Annotated in this window: 12 protein-coding genes; 3 read left to right on the top strand and 9 right to left on the bottom strand. The window is 73.1% G+C overall.

The genetic code is table 11. The features are described from left to right. Nucleotides 1–326: 326 nt before the first annotated feature. Nucleotides 327–1,019 carry a metal-dependent transcriptional regulator gene (locus ACSU6L_RS20920; protein ID WP_437058939.1) on the bottom strand — a complete coding sequence of 231 codons (693 nt, stop codon included), beginning with the start codon at nt 1,017–1,019 and terminating at the stop codon, nt 327–329. 325 nt (nt 1,020–1,344) lie between these two features. Here ACSU6L_RS20920 and ACSU6L_RS20915 point away from each other — a divergent pair, with 325 nt between their 5' ends. After that, complete coding sequence (locus ACSU6L_RS20915; protein WP_437058937.1) at nt 1,345–2,100, top strand: SIS domain-containing protein; 756 nt, start codon at nt 1,345–1,347, stop codon at nt 2,098–2,100. A gap of 37 nt (nt 2,101–2,137) precedes the next feature. On the opposite strand, the gene ACSU6L_RS20910 is transcribed toward ACSU6L_RS20915, so the two are convergent. Further along, on the bottom strand, nt 2,138–3,529 hold the full coding sequence (locus ACSU6L_RS20910; RefSeq protein ID WP_437058935.1) for a PAS domain-containing protein: 1,392 nt from the start codon (nt 3,527–3,529) through the stop codon (nt 2,138–2,140). A 143-nt stretch (nt 3,530–3,672) separates the two neighbouring features. On the opposite strand from ACSU6L_RS20910, the gene ACSU6L_RS20905 reads away from it, so the two are divergent. Then, a complete protein-coding gene (locus ACSU6L_RS20905; RefSeq protein ID WP_437058933.1) occupies nt 3,673–4,623 on the top strand; it encodes a LysR family transcriptional regulator in 951 nt (316 codons plus the stop codon). A 238-nt stretch (nt 4,624–4,861) separates the two neighbouring features. Here ACSU6L_RS20905 and ACSU6L_RS20900 read toward each other — a convergent pair whose 3' ends face one another. Next, nucleotides 4,862–5,962, bottom strand: a complete 1,101-nt coding sequence (locus ACSU6L_RS20900) for a citrate synthase 2 (protein ID WP_437058931.1) — start codon at nt 5,960–5,962, stop codon at nt 4,862–4,864. Nucleotides 5,963–6,240: 278 nt separating this feature from the next. Between ACSU6L_RS20900 and pdxH the strand changes: the two genes are divergently transcribed. Next, on the top strand, nt 6,241–6,930 hold the full coding sequence (pdxH, locus tag ACSU6L_RS20895; RefSeq protein WP_437058929.1) for a pyridoxamine 5'-phosphate oxidase: 690 nt from the start codon (nt 6,241–6,243) through the stop codon (nt 6,928–6,930). Nucleotides 6,931–7,565: 635 nt separating this feature from the next. On the opposite strand, the gene ACSU6L_RS20890 is transcribed toward pdxH, so the two are convergent. The 6 genes from ACSU6L_RS20890 to ACSU6L_RS20865 form a co-directional block, all read right to left on the bottom strand. After that, nucleotides 7,566–8,123: a hypothetical protein gene (locus ACSU6L_RS20890; RefSeq protein ID WP_437058927.1), complete on the bottom strand. Its 558-nt coding sequence runs from the start codon at nt 8,121–8,123 to the stop codon at nt 7,566–7,568. A gap of 2 nt (nt 8,124–8,125) precedes the next feature. After that, on the bottom strand, nt 8,126–8,728 hold the full coding sequence (locus ACSU6L_RS20885) for a TetR/AcrR family transcriptional regulator (protein WP_437058925.1): 603 nt from the start codon (nt 8,726–8,728) through the stop codon (nt 8,126–8,128). Between the two features lie 4 nt (nt 8,729–8,732). Beyond that, a complete protein-coding gene (locus ACSU6L_RS20880; RefSeq protein WP_437058923.1) occupies nt 8,733–9,467 on the bottom strand; it encodes an enoyl-CoA hydratase family protein in 735 nt (244 codons plus the stop codon). After that, nucleotides 9,464–11,032, bottom strand: a complete 1,569-nt coding sequence (locus tag ACSU6L_RS20875) for a 4-coumarate--CoA ligase family protein (RefSeq protein WP_437058921.1) — start codon at nt 11,030–11,032, stop codon at nt 9,464–9,466. The genes ACSU6L_RS20880 and ACSU6L_RS20875 overlap by 4 nt, the downstream gene beginning before the upstream one ends. Before the next feature lie 47 nt (nt 11,033–11,079). Next, nucleotides 11,080–12,213, bottom strand: coding sequence for an acyl-CoA dehydrogenase family protein (locus ACSU6L_RS20870; RefSeq protein WP_437058919.1), 1,134 nt, complete (start codon nt 12,211–12,213; stop codon nt 11,080–11,082). A 79-nt stretch (nt 12,214–12,292) separates the two neighbouring features. Continuing rightward, nucleotides 12,293–14,143 carry a biotin carboxylase N-terminal domain-containing protein gene (locus tag ACSU6L_RS20865; RefSeq protein WP_437058917.1) on the bottom strand — a complete coding sequence of 617 codons (1,851 nt, stop codon included), beginning with the start codon at nt 14,141–14,143 and terminating at the stop codon, nt 12,293–12,295.

Raw genomic sequence — 14,143 nt, 5'->3', positions numbered from 1 at the left:
TCCGGTCTGTGCGGACAACACCCCTCGTTCGAGTGACCCCGCTCAAGGCATGATCGCCGCCACCGGGGGGAGATCTTCAGCGGGAGGCGGACCGCTCGGGGAAAACGGTCCGAGGGGGACGACCCTGAGAGCTCGGGGCTCCGGGTCGGAAAAGGGGAGGACAGGCCCCGGCGCCACAAGGCGCCGGGGCCCTCCGCTGAAAACGCCGCCGCGTGACCCATCCGCCCCACCCCCTCGCGGTGAAAAGCCTCGGCGACAGCCTGGCACGCGGGGCGTCCGGGCGCTGCGATTCGGGTCACGCAGCCCGGGATCCGAGGAAGGAGTCCTCAGCGCTTGGCGACGAAGACGTGGGAGGCGACGTCCCCCTCCAGCTCGGCGGCCTCGCCACCGCTGCCCACCAGCACACCGCCGGCCGACTCCGTCACGCTCACCACCGAACCGGGCTGCACACCCGCGCGGCGCAGCGTGTACATCAGCTGCGCGTCCGTCTGGATCGGCTCGCCGATACGGCGGACCACGACCGTCTTGCCCTCCAGGCCCGGGTCCAGCTCCGCCAGCGAGACCATGCCCTCGTCGAGGAACGGGTCCGCGCCGTCCTTCTCGCCCAGTTCCTCCAGGCCCGGGATCGGGTTGCCGTACGGCGACTCGGTGGGGTGCCGCAGCAGCTCCAGCACCCGCCGCTCGACGGCCTCGCTCATCACGTGCTCCCAGCGACAGGCCTCGGCGTGCACCTGCTCCCACTCCAGGCCGATCACGTCGACGAGCAGGCACTCCGCGAGCCGGTGCTTGCGCATCACGCGCGTGGCCAGCCGACGGCCCTCGTCGGTCAGCTCCAGATGCCGGTCGCTGGCCACGGAGACCAGGCCGTCACGCTCCATCCGCGCCACGGTCTGGCTGACCGTCGGCCCGCTCTGGTCGAGCCGCTCGGCGATCCGGGCGCGCATGGGGACCACACCTTCCTCCTCCAGCTCGAGGATGGTGCGGAGATACATCTCCGTGGTGTCGATCAGTCCGGACATACGTGCCCCTCGATTAGCTCTGCCGAAGGCTCGACGGCACTTCGGCGCGTGCGCTGGCCCTGGCATCAATTCTGCCGGATGCCGCTGACAACCGGGTCGCGCCGTGGAAACCGGGGGAGGGCGACGGCCGGGAAGCCGACGCGGACGCGCGCGGTGGTGCGCCCGGGTCCGCCCCGGCCCACCCCGCCCACCCCCGTATTGACAGCACAGTGGTCCAGACCGCACGGTGATCCGCGGCACACACGCGGCGCACACGCGCGGCACACCGCGACCCACCCGCACGACCACAAACGCACAGCCCCCGCAACGGAGCGAAGGAGCTCGCATGGGCGACAGCAAGCTGGCCGACCAGTACCTGGACGCCGCGATCGGCCTGCTGCAACGCGTCCGCGACGAGGAGGCCGGCACCATCGCCGCGGCCGGCAACCTGCTCGCCGACACCGTCGCCGCCGGAGGCCGCCTCTTCGCCTTCGGCGCCGGCCACTCCTCGCTCGCCGCGCAGGACGTCGTCTACCGCGCGGGCGGCCTCGCCCTGATGAACCTGCTCGCCGTCCCCGGAGTCGTGGGCGTCGACGTCATGCCCGCCACCCTCGGCTCCGCCCTGGAACGCGTCGACGGCCTCGCCGCCGCCGTCCTCGACAGCTCGCCCCTGCGCGCGGGCGACGTCCTCGTGATCATCTCCCTGTCCGGGCGCAACGCCCTGCCCGTCGAGATGGCGATGAACGCCCGCGCCCTCGGCATCCGCGTCATCGGCGTGACCTCGGTCGCCTACACCACCCGGACCACCTCACGGCACGCCTCCGGCACCTACCTCAAGGACCACTGCGACATCGTCCTCGACTCGAAGATCGCCGTCGGCGACGCGGAGCTGACCCTCGACAGCGTCCCGGCGCCCTTCGCGCCCGCCTCCACGGTCGTCACCACGGCCCTCCTCCAGGCCGTCATGGCAACCGCCGCGGGCGCCCTCGCCGAACGCGGCGTCGAACCCCCGCTCCTGCGTTCCGGCAACGTCGACGGCGGCCACGAGTGGAACGGCCGGGTGCTGGATCAGTACCGGGACCGGATCTTCTACCGGCACTGAACCCAGGGCTCAGGGGCCCGGCACCGATCCGGGCCCTCTATCGATTCGGCCCCGCCAGCTCCGCGAGGTCCAGCGCCGTCGCGATCCGTACCGCGACGTCCTCGGCGTACGCCGTGTCGGACCGCTCGAACGCGTGCCGTCCGCTCCCACGCAGAAACGTCACCACGCCCAGCGTCCGCCCCCGGCTGCGCAGCACCGCGCACAGCGCGTGCACCGCGTCCTCCGGCCACCGGCGGGCCAGCGCCCACGCCCGCGACCGCTCCGCGCCCACCGCACCCACACTGGCCCGCACGGTGCCGATCCGCGCCACGCACTGCAACGCCGGATGCCCCTCCGCGTACCGCACCGGCAGCCCCGCGTACCCCGCCGACAGGCTCGGACCGGGGGCGCCCGAGGGCGTCGCCGCCACCCGTACCAACCGGACCGGCCCCTCCGCCTCGCCGTCCACGACCGCCCCGCCCGCCACCCGGTCGATCAGCGCGTGGTCGGCGAAACCGGCCAGCGCGAAGTCCAGATGGACGGTCGCCGCCTCCACCGGGTCCTCGCACTCGGCGGCCGCCCGCGCCGCCCGGTGCAGCTGACTCGTCCGGAACCGCAGCAGCGACGCCTCCTGCTCGCCCTGCTTGGCCTCCGTCACGTCCTGGAACAGCCACCCCACACCCAACGGCACCGGCTCCTCCGCGAGCGGCGAGGACAGCCGTACGAACCCGCAGCGCCAGCAGCGCCGCCGCTCCCCGTCCGGGGTGCGCACACTCACCCAGATCTCCGCCGGCGCGGGCGGCGCGCCCTCCGCCAGCACATGCGTCAGCGCGCTCTCCAGCTCCTCCACGCCCTGCGCGAGCAGCTCCCCGAGCGGCCGGCCCAGCGCCGCCGTACGCCCGAGACCCAGCGCCCGCGCCGCGTGCGCGTTGACGACGGCCGGCCGCAGATCGGCGTCGACCAGCACCACACCCCAGCTCGCGTCCTCGAACAGCGCCTCGCTCAGCGCGATCGACCGCTCCAGGTCGATCTGCGTGTGCACCTCGCTGAACGCGCAGTACACCCCGGCGGGCTTGCCGTCCGGCCCGCGCACGGCCGCCGACTGGGTCCGTACGAGCACCCGCCCGCCGTCCTTCGTCAGCAGCGCGAACTCGTGCACCTGCCGCCCCGGAGCGTGCATCGCCGACAGCAGCCGCGCCTCCACCTCCTCGGCGTCCGCGCTGCGCACCGCCCACCCGGCGAACCCGTGCCGGCCCACGGCCTCGGCCGCGGTCCACCCCAGGATCCGCTCCGCCTCGCGGTTCCAGTGCGTGAGGACCCCGTCGGCGTCGAACGCGCACAACGCGGCGTCCATGCCGTCCAACAGCGCGGCGAGCAGATCGGAACCGTCCCGCTCGGGCTCGTCCGGCCCCAGTTCGTCGGTGGTCCCACTACGCCGGGAAGCACTCACCTGGACCCCCTGCAGGCTGTGTCCGCACGTACGGCGCGCCAGTCGCGCCCACCACCCATCATTCAACTCGAACGTGACGCAGCCCACATATGGTTCCCGCAAGATTGCGAGGAATCCACGAGGAATCGTTGTACGCCGGAGACATGGCCAGCCCTCTGCTCCCCCTCCCCCAGCTGCACGCCTTCGTCGTCCTCGCCGAGGAACTGCACTTCGGTCACGCCGCCGCCCGCCTCGGCATCGCCCAGCCCCCGCTCAGCCAGCAGATCCGACGCCTCGAGGACAAGGTCGGCCATCCCCTGTTCACCCGCGCGCCCGGCGCCGTCGCCCTCACCCCGGCCGGCCGGGAACTCCTCCCCGCCGCCCGCCGGGCGCTGACCGGCCTCGCCGACGGGCTGGCCGCCGCGCGCGCCGCCGCCGAGGGCCGCACCGGCCGCCTGCGCATCGGCTTCGCCGCCTCCCTCGCCCTGACCGTCCTCCCCGGCCTGCTCCGCACCCACCGCGACCGCCACCCCGGCGTCCACCTCGACATCCGCGAGATGACCACCGGCCCGCAACTGGCCGCCCTGCGCGACGGCACCCTCGACGTCGGCCTCCTCCGCGAACCCCCCGAGCACGACGACGACCTGTCCTTCCGGACGATCCTGGAGGAGCCCTTCGTCGCCGTCCTCCCCACCTCCCACCCCCTGGCCACGCGCCACCGCAAACTCCCCCCGGCCGCCCTGGCCGACTCCCCCTTCGTCCTCCTCCCCCGCGAGGCCGGCCCCGGCCTCCACGACCGCATCACCGCCCTGTGCGCCGACGCCGGATTCACCCCACGCGTCACCCAGCACGCCGTCGAATGGCAAACGGTCTGCGCCCTCGTCGAAACCGGCCTCGGCGTCTCCCTGGCCCCCTCCGCCATCCGCCGCATCCGCCTCACCGGCATCACCTTCCGCCCCCTCCCCGCGCACCACGGTCGCGATCGGCTGGCGCTCCACCGACGAAAGCCCACTGGTGGGAAACCTGCTGGCCACGGTCACGTCAGAGCAGCACGGACCGGCGCGTCGGACACCCACGCGAAAAAACGGTTGAGCGCGGGCGGAACCACTTCTTAGGGTGTTCGGTACACGAGAAGGGAGGTGGTTCGGCAGATGTATGAGAACCGGACGCGTGAGGTGGCTGCGGGCTAGCGGCCCGTCACCACACTCAGTGCGGTGCCGGACCAGCGCGTGAGCGACGCGTGCAGCCGGCCCAATCCCAAGCAGTCACCCGACCCGCGAGCTGCCGGTACGTCCGACCGGCTCCTCCTTCAGGAGGACCAGGCTCGCGGGTCGTCTGCGTTTTCGGGGGCGGTCAGAGGGCGATGTCGGCGTAGCCCTCGATGTCGCGCGGGTCGCGGGGGCCCGGGCCGATGTAGCGGGCGGAGGGGCGCACGAGGCGGCCGGTGCGCTTCTGCTCCAGGATGTGCGCCGACCAGCCCGCCGTGCGGGCGCAGGTGAACATCGAGGTGAACATGTGCGCCGGGACCTCGGCGAAGTCCAGCATGATCGCGGCCCAGAACTCGACGTTCGTCGCCAGGACGCGGTCCGGGCGGCGGTTGTGCAGTTCCTCCAGGGCCGCCTTCTCCAGTGCCTCGGCGACCTCGAAGCGGGGGGCGCCCAGTTCGCGGGCGGTGCGGCGCAGTACGCGGGCGCGGGGGTCCTCGGCGCGGTAGACACGGTGGCCGAAGCCCATGAGGCGTTCGCCCTTGTCGAGGGTCTTCTTGACGTACGCCTCGGCGTTCCCGGTGCGTTCGATCTCCTCGATCATGTGCAGGACGCGGGAGGGGGCGCCGCCGTGCAGGGGGCCCGACATGGCGCCGACGGCTCCGGAGAGCGCCGCGGCGACGTCCGCGCCGGTGGAGGCGATGACGCGGGCGGTGAAGGTGGAGGCGTTCATGCCGTGCTCGGCCGCCGACGTCCAGTACGCGTCGACCGCGGCCACGTGCTTGGGGTCGGGCTCGCCCCGCCAGCGGATCATGAAGCGTTCGACGACGGACTGGGCCTTGTCGATCTCGCTCTGCGGGACCATGGGCAGGCCCTGGCCGCGGGCGGACTGGGCGACGTAGGACAGGGCCATGACGGCGGCGCGGGCCAGGTCCTCGCGGGCCTGCTCGGCGTCGATGTCCAGGAGGGGTTTCAGGCCCCACACGGGGGCGAGCATGGCGAGCGCGGACTGGACGTCGACGCGGATGTCCCCGGAGTGGACGGGGATGGGGAACGGCTCGGCGGGCGGCAGGCCGGGGTTGAAGGCGCCGTCGACGAGCAGGCCCCAGACGTTGCCGAAGGAGACATGGCCGACCAGGTCCTCGATGTCGACACCGCGGTACCGGAGGGCACCGCCCTCCTTGTCCGGTTCGGCGATCTCCGTCTCGAACGCGACGACTCCCTCGAGTCCGGGTACGAAGTCGGACATCAGGCGGCTCCTCGTGATGTGTGCGACGGGTGGTGGGCAGGCGCGGACGTGGGTGCTGATGTGGGCGATCGCCCTGTGGATCCACGGCCTGTGGGCGGCTCGCGGTCCGGAGCGGTCCCTCGGGTGATGCCCCGTGCGTTCGGCGGTCACCCCACCGGGACGGCATCTGCACGATATCCCCGAGTGCCAGCCTTGGGGAGGTTTCGCGGCACTCAGTGCCACGCAGTGATGAAGGACACCGTGGCGTACGGCGGTAGGGCATACGGCAAGATGACGACGTGACCGACCACGACGCCGTCCCCGCCGTTGTCCCCGATCCCGCTCCCGACCCCGCCGCGATGCGCAAGCACTACCGCGAGGAGGGGCTCGCCGAGGCCGATCTGGCCGCGACGCCTGTGCAGCAGTTCGCGCGCTGGTTCCGGCAGGCGGCGACGGAGGGCCGGCTGTTCGAGCCGAACGCGATGGTCGTCTCGACGGCGGACGCGGACGGCCGGCCCAGCTCGCGCACGGTGCTGCTGAAGCAGTTCGACGAGCAGGGGTTCGTGTTCTACACCAACTACGACTCCCGCAAGGCGCGGGACCTGGCGGAGAACCCGTACGTCTCGCTGCTGTTCCCCTGGTATCCGATGGCCCGGCAGGTCATCGTCTCGGGTGTGGCGCGGCGGACCGGGCGGGACGAGACGGTGGCGTACTTCCGGACCCGGCCGCACGGTTCCCAGCTGGGCGCGTGGGCGAGCGCGCAGTCCTCGGTGATCTCCACCCGGGTGGATCTCGAAGCCTCCTACGCCGAGCTGTCGGCCCGCTACCCGGAGGGCGAGCAGGTGCCGGTGCCGCCGCACTGGGGCGGGTTCCGGGTGGCGCCGCAGTCGGTGGAGTTCTGGCAGGGTCGGGAGAACCGGCTCCATGACCGGCTGCGGTATGTGGCGCGGGCGGATGGGAGCTGGCGGGTGGAGCGGCTCAGCCCCTGAGCCGGGCCGCGGGTCAGATCTCGCCCTGGAGGAACACCGTGCGGTGACCTTCCAGGAAGCCCGATATCCGGGCGCGGAAGTCGTCGCTGAGGGCGGGCCATTTCCAGACTCGAAGCCGAGGCGGGCGAAGGCGAAGACGTCGTCGGTCCAGGTCCAGGCGGGCAGGGGGACGGTCGCGGCGCAGGCGGGGCAGTCGACGGATCCGCTGCCCGTCTCGTGCCAGGTTTCCATGGCGGTGCCGAAGCGGGACGGGACGTCGTCCTCGACCACGGTGGCCCGGCAGCGGGGGCAGGTCGCCGTGTGCGGGCCGGGGACGCCGACGCTGTGGAAGACGCGGTGCCGGGTGTGGACGGCGACGCCGTCCGGCGAGCCCCAGCGGGCGTCGGTGACGGCCTTGTGCCAGTCGGGGCCGGGCGGGTGGGCCGGGTGCTCGCTCAGGGCCCAGCCCGGCTGGGCTTCGGCGAGCACGATGCCCTCGGCGACCAGCCACTCGACCACGCGTTCGGCGAGGCGTGCCGCGTCCTGTGCCGACGCGTCGGGGTCGGCGATCGTCTGGAACGTGTCCCCCATGCCCCGCACCGTAGCCCCCGCCACTGACAACGCGTCCTGAGCTGGGGAGATGCCGGCGGCAACGGTCAGATCCCGCCCCACAGGCACACCGTGCGGTGGCCGTCGAGGAGGCGGGAGAGCAGGGCGTGGAACTCGGGTGTGAAGTCGGGCCAGTTCCAGAACTCGAATCCGAGGTGGGCGAAGGCGAGGGGACAGTCGTCCCAGGTCCAGTCGGGGAGCGCGACGGGCGTGGCGCAGGCGGGGCAGTCGACGGCCGCGGCGCCGGTGTCGTGCCAGGTCCGAATGGCGTCGCTGAAACGCGGCCACGCGGTGTCTTCCAGCGGGGTGGCGGCCGCGCAGCGCGGGCAGACGGCGGCGCCGGGCATGTCGGGGCCGCTGTGGAAGCAGGTGCGCCCGGTGTGGACGGCGAGTCCGTCGGTCGGGGCCCAGTCCCAGTCGTCGGTCGCGTACCGCTGCCAGCCGGGTCCGGGTGGGTGGCCCGACGGCAGGCCGAGGACGCAGTCGGTGCGCTCGGCGAGGACGACGCCCTCGGCCGCCAAGGCGCCGACGACGCGCTGGGCGAGCCGGGGCGCCTCGTCGGCGGTCGCGTCGAGGTCGACGAAGACCTGGAACCAGTTGCCCACGGTCAGTCCAGCGCCCCGTCCAGCAGCGCCGCCCACTGGGCCACCACCCGGTCGCGGCGGGATGCGTCGTCGGTGAGGAGGTTGGCGAGGCCGAGGCCGCGGGCCATGTCGAGCAGGCCCTGCACGGTCTCGCGGACGCCGGGGCGGGTCTCGTCGGCGCCGAGGAGTTCGACTGCGATGCGGTGGGTCTCGCGGCCGACGCGGGCTTCGAGTTCGGTGACGCGGGGCCGCAGCTGCTCCTCGTTGGAGGCCGCGACCCACAGGTGCAGGGCGGCGCGGAAGAGGGGGCCGGTGTAGAGGTCGACGAGGGCGGCGACGACGGCGTGGCGGTCGCCTGCCGCGCCCTCGGGGAAGAGGGCGCGCAGGGCGTCGGAGCGTTCCTCGGCGACGTACTCGACGGCGGCGGTGAACAGGTCCTCGCGGGTCGGGAAGTGGTGCTGGGCGGCGCCGCGGGAGACGCCGGCGCGTTCGGCGACGACGGAGACCGTGGAGCCCGCCCAGCCGTGTTCGGCGAGGCAGGCCACGGCGGCGGCCAGCAGCCGCTGCCGGGTGGCCCGGCTGCGGTCCTGCTTGGGGACGCGGTCGACTGTCGTCACAGCACTCATTCCGTCACAGCACCCATTCGGGATCCCGTCGCTCCAGGAAGGCCGTCATCCCCTCGCGGGCGTGCGGTGAGGAGAACAGCCGGGTCGAGAGCGCGGTCAGTTCGGCCGCGTCCCGGTCGAAGGCTTCCAGCACCCTAGCCGTGAGCAGCCGTTTCGTCTCGGCCAGGGCCTCGGGTGCGGAGCGCCTGAGGCCGTCGAGGACGGGGGCGAGTACGTCGTCCACGTCGTCGCCGGCCGCGGTGAGCAGGCCGACGCGGGTCGCCTCGGCCGCGTCGAAGCGCTCTCCGGTGAGGTAGTGGCGGGCGAGGGCGCGGGGGTCGGTGCGGGGCAGCAGGGGCAGGGAGATCACCGCGGGCGCGACGCCGATCCGCACCTCGGTGAAGGCGAACGTGGCCGTGTGGGCGGCTACCGCGATGTCGCAGGCGGCGAGCAGTCCGAGGCCGCCCGCGCGGACGTGTCCGGTGACGCGGGCCACGACCGGTCTGGGCAGTTCGACGAGCTGCCTGAGGAGGGCGACGAGGGCGTCGGGCTCGGGCGGGTCTCGCAGGTCGGCGCCCGCGCTGAAGGTGTTGCCGGTGTGGGTGAGGACGACCGCGCGGACGTCGGCGTCCTTGCCGCACTCGGTGAGCGCGTCGGCGAGTTCGCCCACGAGGGCCGCGGACAGGGCGTTGCGGTTGCCGGGCGAGTCCAGGGCGAGGGTCTCAACGCCTCGTGTGCGCGTACGGCGGATGAGGCTCATGTCCGTTCCCTGAGTTCGCGGCGGAGGATCTTCCCGGAGGTGGCCCGGGGCACGGTGTCGATGAAGGTGACCTGGCGGACGCGCTTGTAGGGGGCGACGCGTTCGGCGACGTGCATCATGACCTCTCCTTCGGAGAGGCCGGCCGCGTCCGGCTGGCGGACCACGTACGCGCGGGGGACCTCGTTGCCGTTGTCGTCGTAGACGCCGATGACGGCGGCGTCGGCGATGCCGGGGTGGGTGAGGAGCAGTGCCTCCAGTTCGGCGGGCGCGACCTGGAAGCCCTTGTACTTGATCAGTTCCTTGACGCGGTCGACGACGAACAGCCAGCCGTCGTCGTCGACGTGGCCGACGTCTCCGGTGTGGAGCCAGCCGTCGGGGTCGATCATGGCGGCGGTGGCGTCGGGGCGGCCCAGGTAGCCCTTCATGACCTGGGGGCCGCGGATGAGGATCTCACCGCTCTCGCCGGGGCCGAGGTCCTTGCCGGGGTCGTCGAGGGAGACGATGCGCATCTCGGTGCCGGCTATCAGCTTGCCGACGGCCCCGGCGGGCGCGTCCCGCATGGCGTCGAGGGGGACGACGTGGGTGCCGGGGGACAGTTCCGTCATGCCGTACGCCTGGCCGACGGGCGGCAGGTTCAGGCGCCGGGCGCAGGCCTGGGCGAGGTCGGCGTCCAGGGGGGCGGCGGCGCTGATGACGTACCGCAGGGACGACAGGTCGTACTGGGCGACCAGGGGGTGCTTGGCGAGGGCGAGGACGATCGGCGGGGCGACGTACAGGCCGGTGATGCGGTGGTTCTGGATGGCGGCGAGGAAGGTCTCCAGGTCGAAGCGGGGCAGTACGACGACGGTGGCGCCCTTCCTGAGGGGCGCGTTCATCAGGGCGGTCAGCCCGTAGATGTGGAAGAACGGCAGCACGGCGAGGATGCGCTCGCCGGGCTTTGCGTCGATGGCGGGTTCGAGCTGGGCGAGGTTGGTGGCGATCTGCCGGTGGGTGAGCATCACGCCCTTGGGCGTGCCGGTGGTGCCCGAGGAGTACGGCAGGACGGCCACGTCCTCGGCGGGGTCGATGGCGACGGCGGGCTCGGGGGCCGTGGACGCCAGCATGTCGATCAGCGAGCGGTGTCCGGGCGCGCTGTCGCAGACGAAGATCTCCCGGACGCCGCCCGCGAGCTGGGCGGCGCGGCGGGCGGTGTCGAGCAGCGGGGAGACGGTGACGATCCAGCGGGCCGCCGAGTCGCCGAGCTGTTTGGCGAACTCCTCGGCGGTGGCGAGCGGGTGCACCGTGGTGACGGTGGCACCGGCGCGGGTGGCGGCGTAGAACGCGGTGGGGAAGGCGATGGTGTTGGGGCTGTGCAGGGCGAGGACGTCGCCCTTGCGGACGCCGGCCTCGGCGAGCGCGGCGGCGACCCGCCGGTGGAACCGGTCCACCTGCTCGTACGAGAGGGTGGTGCCGTCGGTGCCGTCGATGAGCGCGGGCGCGTCACCGAATTCGGCGGCCCGGCCGAGGACCGCCTCGTGGATGGGCAGGTGGACGGGCGGGACGTCTGCGTACTCGCTGCGGAACATCGGTTCCTCCTCGCACAACGCTGTGCCGGACGGGACGCGGGCGGGTGTCAGTACGACTTGGGCAGACCCAGGGTCTGGTGGGAAACGTAGTTCAGAATCATCTCCCGGCTCACCGGTGCGATACGAGCCACGCGTGCGGCCGTGATGAGCGAGGCGAGGCCGAACTCGCGGGTGAGTCCGTTGCCACCGAGGGTGTGCACGGCCTGGTCGACGGCCTTCGCGCAGGCCTCACCGGCCGCGTACTTGGCCATGTTCGCGGCCTCGCCGGCGCCTGCGTCGTCCCCCGCGTCGTACAGGTGGGCCGCCTTCTGCATCATCAGGCGGGCCAGTTCGAGGTCGATGTGCGCCTGGGCGAGGGGGTGGGCGATGGCCTGGTGGGCGCCGATGGGGGACTTGAAGACGGTGCGGTCGCGGGCGTACTCGACGGCCTTGCCGATCGCGTAGCGGCCCATGCCGATCGCGAACGCGGCGGTCATGATGCGCTCGGGGTTGAGGCCGGCGAACAGTTGCAGCAGGCCCGCGTCCTCGTCGCCGACCAGGGCCTCGGCGGGCAGCCGGACGTCGTCCAGGGTGAGTTCGAACTGCTTCTCCTGCGCAGCGAGTTCCATGTCGATCTTGCGGCGTTCGAAGCCGGGCGCGTCCCGGGGCACGATGAACAGGCAGGGCTTCAGGCGGCCCGTGCGGGCGTCCTCGGTGCGGCCGACGACGAGGGTGGCGTCGGCTATGTCGACGCCGGAGACGAAGACCTTCCGGCCCGTCAGGAGCCAGTCGGCGCCGTCACGGCGGGCCGTGGTGGTGATGCGGTGGCTGTTGGATCCGGCGTCGGGCTCGGTGATGCCGAACGCCATGGTGCGGGTGCCGTCGGCGAGGCCGGGCAGCCACTGGCGTTTCTGCTCCTCCGTGCCGAAGCGGGCGATCACCGTGCCGCAGATCGCCGGGGAGACGATCAGCATGAGGAGGGGGGCGCCGGCGGCGCCGAGCTCTTCGAGGACGATGGAGAGTTCGGCGATGCCGCCGCCTCCGCCGCCGTACTCCTCCGGCAGGTTGACGCCGAGGTAGCCGAGTTTGCCTGCCTCGGACCAGAGTTCTTCGCGGACGTGGTCGCGGCCGTGGCGGGTGCCGAGGGCGGCGACTGCGGCGCGCAGGGCCTTGTGCTCTTCGGTCTCGACGATGGGGCTCATGTGGCTCCTCGGTCTGCGGGTTGTGGGTGGCTGGTCGCGCTCACGCGGCGGAGCCGCATATCGATACAGCCCCGTGCCCCTAAACGGCGTCTGCCTCCACGACCGCCAAGAGGGTGCCGACCTCCACCTGACGGCCGGGCTGGGCGTGCAACGCCGTCAGCGTTCCCGTCGCGGGGGCTGCGATCTGGTGCTGCATCTTCATCGCCTCCAGCCACAGCAGGGGCTGTCCGGCCTCCACGGCGGCTCCCTCGGTCAGGCCGTCGGCGATGCGGACGACGGTGCCGGGCATGGGGGCGAGCAGGGAGCCCGGGGCGTGCTGGGCGGTCGGGTCGGGGAAGCGGGGAAGGGCGTGCAGGGCCGTCTGGTTGACGTGGACGGTGTCGCCGTACCGGGCCACCGCGTACTTCCGCCGTACGCCGTCCACTTCGAGGACGACGAGACGTGCGTCGGCGTGCAGGACCCGCACTCCGTCGGCCTCCAGGCCGCCCGCGCGGGTGTGCCGGTAGCGGACCTCGTGTTCCTCGCCCGCCATCGCGTACCGCTTGGTCTGCGGCTGGGACGGCACATTGCGCCAGCCGCCGAAACGGGAGCGGCCGTGGGCGTCGGCGAGGGCGGCGGCGAGCGGGGCGTGCGGGTCGGGGGCGGGCTCGGTCAGCTCGGGCAGGTGGCGCTCGTAGAAGCCGGTGTCCATGGAGGCGGACGTGAACTCCTTGTGGCGCAGGGAGCGCACCAGCAGGTCCCGGTTGGTGACCGGGCCGTGGATCTCCGCCTCCGCCAGGGCGCCGGCCAGCTTGCGGACGGCCTCCGCGCGGGTGGGCGCGTGGGCGACGGCCTTGGCGAGGAGGGGGTCGTAGTGGACGCCGATCGGGTCGCCGTCGGTGTAGCCGGTGTCCAGGCGGACGGAGTCCGGGACGGCGAGGCGGTGCAGGGTGCCGGTCTGCGGCGCCCAGCCGTTCGCCGGGTCCTCGGCGTACAGGCGGGCCTCCACGGCGTGACCACGCGCGCGTGGCGGGTCGTTCTCCAGGGCGTGTCCCTCGGCGACGCGGATCTGCAGGGCGACCAGGTCGACGCCGAAGACGGCCTCGGTGACGGGGTGCTCGACCTGGAGGCGCGTGTTCATCTCCAGGAAGTGCGCCTTGCCGCCGGCGACCAGGAACTCGACCGTACCGGCGCCGGTGTAGCCGACCGCGCGGGCGGCGCGCACGGCGGTCGCGTGCAGGTCGTCGGCGAGTTCGGACGCAAGGCCCGGCGCCGGGGCCTCCTCGATCACCTTCTGGTGGCGGCGCTGGAGGGAGCAGTCGCGGGTGCCCAGCGCCCACACCGTGCCGTGCGTGTCGGCGAGGACCTGCACCTCGACGTGCCGGCCGTCCTCGACGTACGGCTCGACGAACACCTCGTCGTCGCCGAACGCGGCCAGCGCCTCCGCGCGGGCGGCGGTCAGCTCGCCCTCCAGGTCGGCGAGGCGCCGTACGACCCGCATGCCGCGTCCGCCGCCGCCGGCCGCCGCCTTCACCAGCACCGGCAGGTCGGCGTCGGTGACGTCCCGCAGCGGGGCGATGCCCAGCAGCTCCTTGGCGCGGGTCTTGGACGCCATGGCCTCGATGGCCTCCGGCGGCGGGCCGATCCACACCAGGCCCGCGTCGACGACCGCGCGGGCGAAGCCGGGGTTCTCGGAGAGGAAGCCGTAGCCGGGGTGCACGGCGTCGGCGCCGGCCGCGAGGGCCGCCTTCACGATCAGGTCGCCGCGCAGGTAGGTGTCGGCGGGTGCCGCCCCCGGCAGTCGTACCGCCGTGTCGGCCACGCGCGCGTGGAGGGCGTTCTCGTCGGCGTCGGAGTACACCGCGACCGTCCGGATTCCCAACTCGCGGCAGGTGCGGAAGACGCGGCAGGCGATCTCGCCCCGGTTGGCGACGAGCACAGAAGTGATCAC

Source organism: Streptomyces sp. enrichment culture (assembly GCF_964272855.1).
In the GTDB taxonomy this organism is placed as follows: domain Bacteria; phylum Actinomycetota; class Actinomycetes; order Streptomycetales; family Streptomycetaceae; genus Streptomyces.
Note: the sequence above shows the minus strand (reverse complement) of the source record. Positions and strands in the feature narration are given on the sequence as shown.

Excerpts from the sequence above, each read along its gene's own strand:
- ACSU6L_RS20900 (WP_437058931.1), bottom strand. The coding sequence starts at position 5,962 with ATGTCCGACTTCGTACCCGGACTCGAGGGAGTCGTCGCGTTCGAGACG.
- ACSU6L_RS20905 (WP_437058933.1), top strand. The coding sequence starts at position 3,673 with ATGGCCAGCCCTCTGCTCCCCCTCCCCCAGCTGCACGCCTTCGTCGTC.
- ACSU6L_RS20915 (WP_437058937.1), top strand. The coding sequence starts at position 1,345 with ATGGGCGACAGCAAGCTGGCCGACCAGTACCTGGACGCCGCGATCGGC.
- ACSU6L_RS20880 (WP_437058923.1), bottom strand. The coding sequence starts at position 9,467 with ATGAGCCTCATCCGCCGTACGCGCACACGAGGCGTTGAGACCCTCGCC.
- ACSU6L_RS20870 (WP_437058919.1), bottom strand. The coding sequence starts at position 12,213 with ATGAGCCCCATCGTCGAGACCGAAGAGCACAAGGCCCTGCGCGCCGCA.
- ACSU6L_RS20885 (WP_437058925.1), bottom strand. The coding sequence starts at position 8,728 with ATGAGTGCTGTGACGACAGTCGACCGCGTCCCCAAGCAGGACCGCAGC.
- ACSU6L_RS20875 (WP_437058921.1), bottom strand. The coding sequence starts at position 11,032 with ATGTTCCGCAGCGAGTACGCAGACGTCCCGCCCGTCCACCTGCCCATC.
- ACSU6L_RS20920 (WP_437058939.1), bottom strand. The coding sequence starts at position 1,019 with ATGTCCGGACTGATCGACACCACGGAGATGTATCTCCGCACCATCCTC.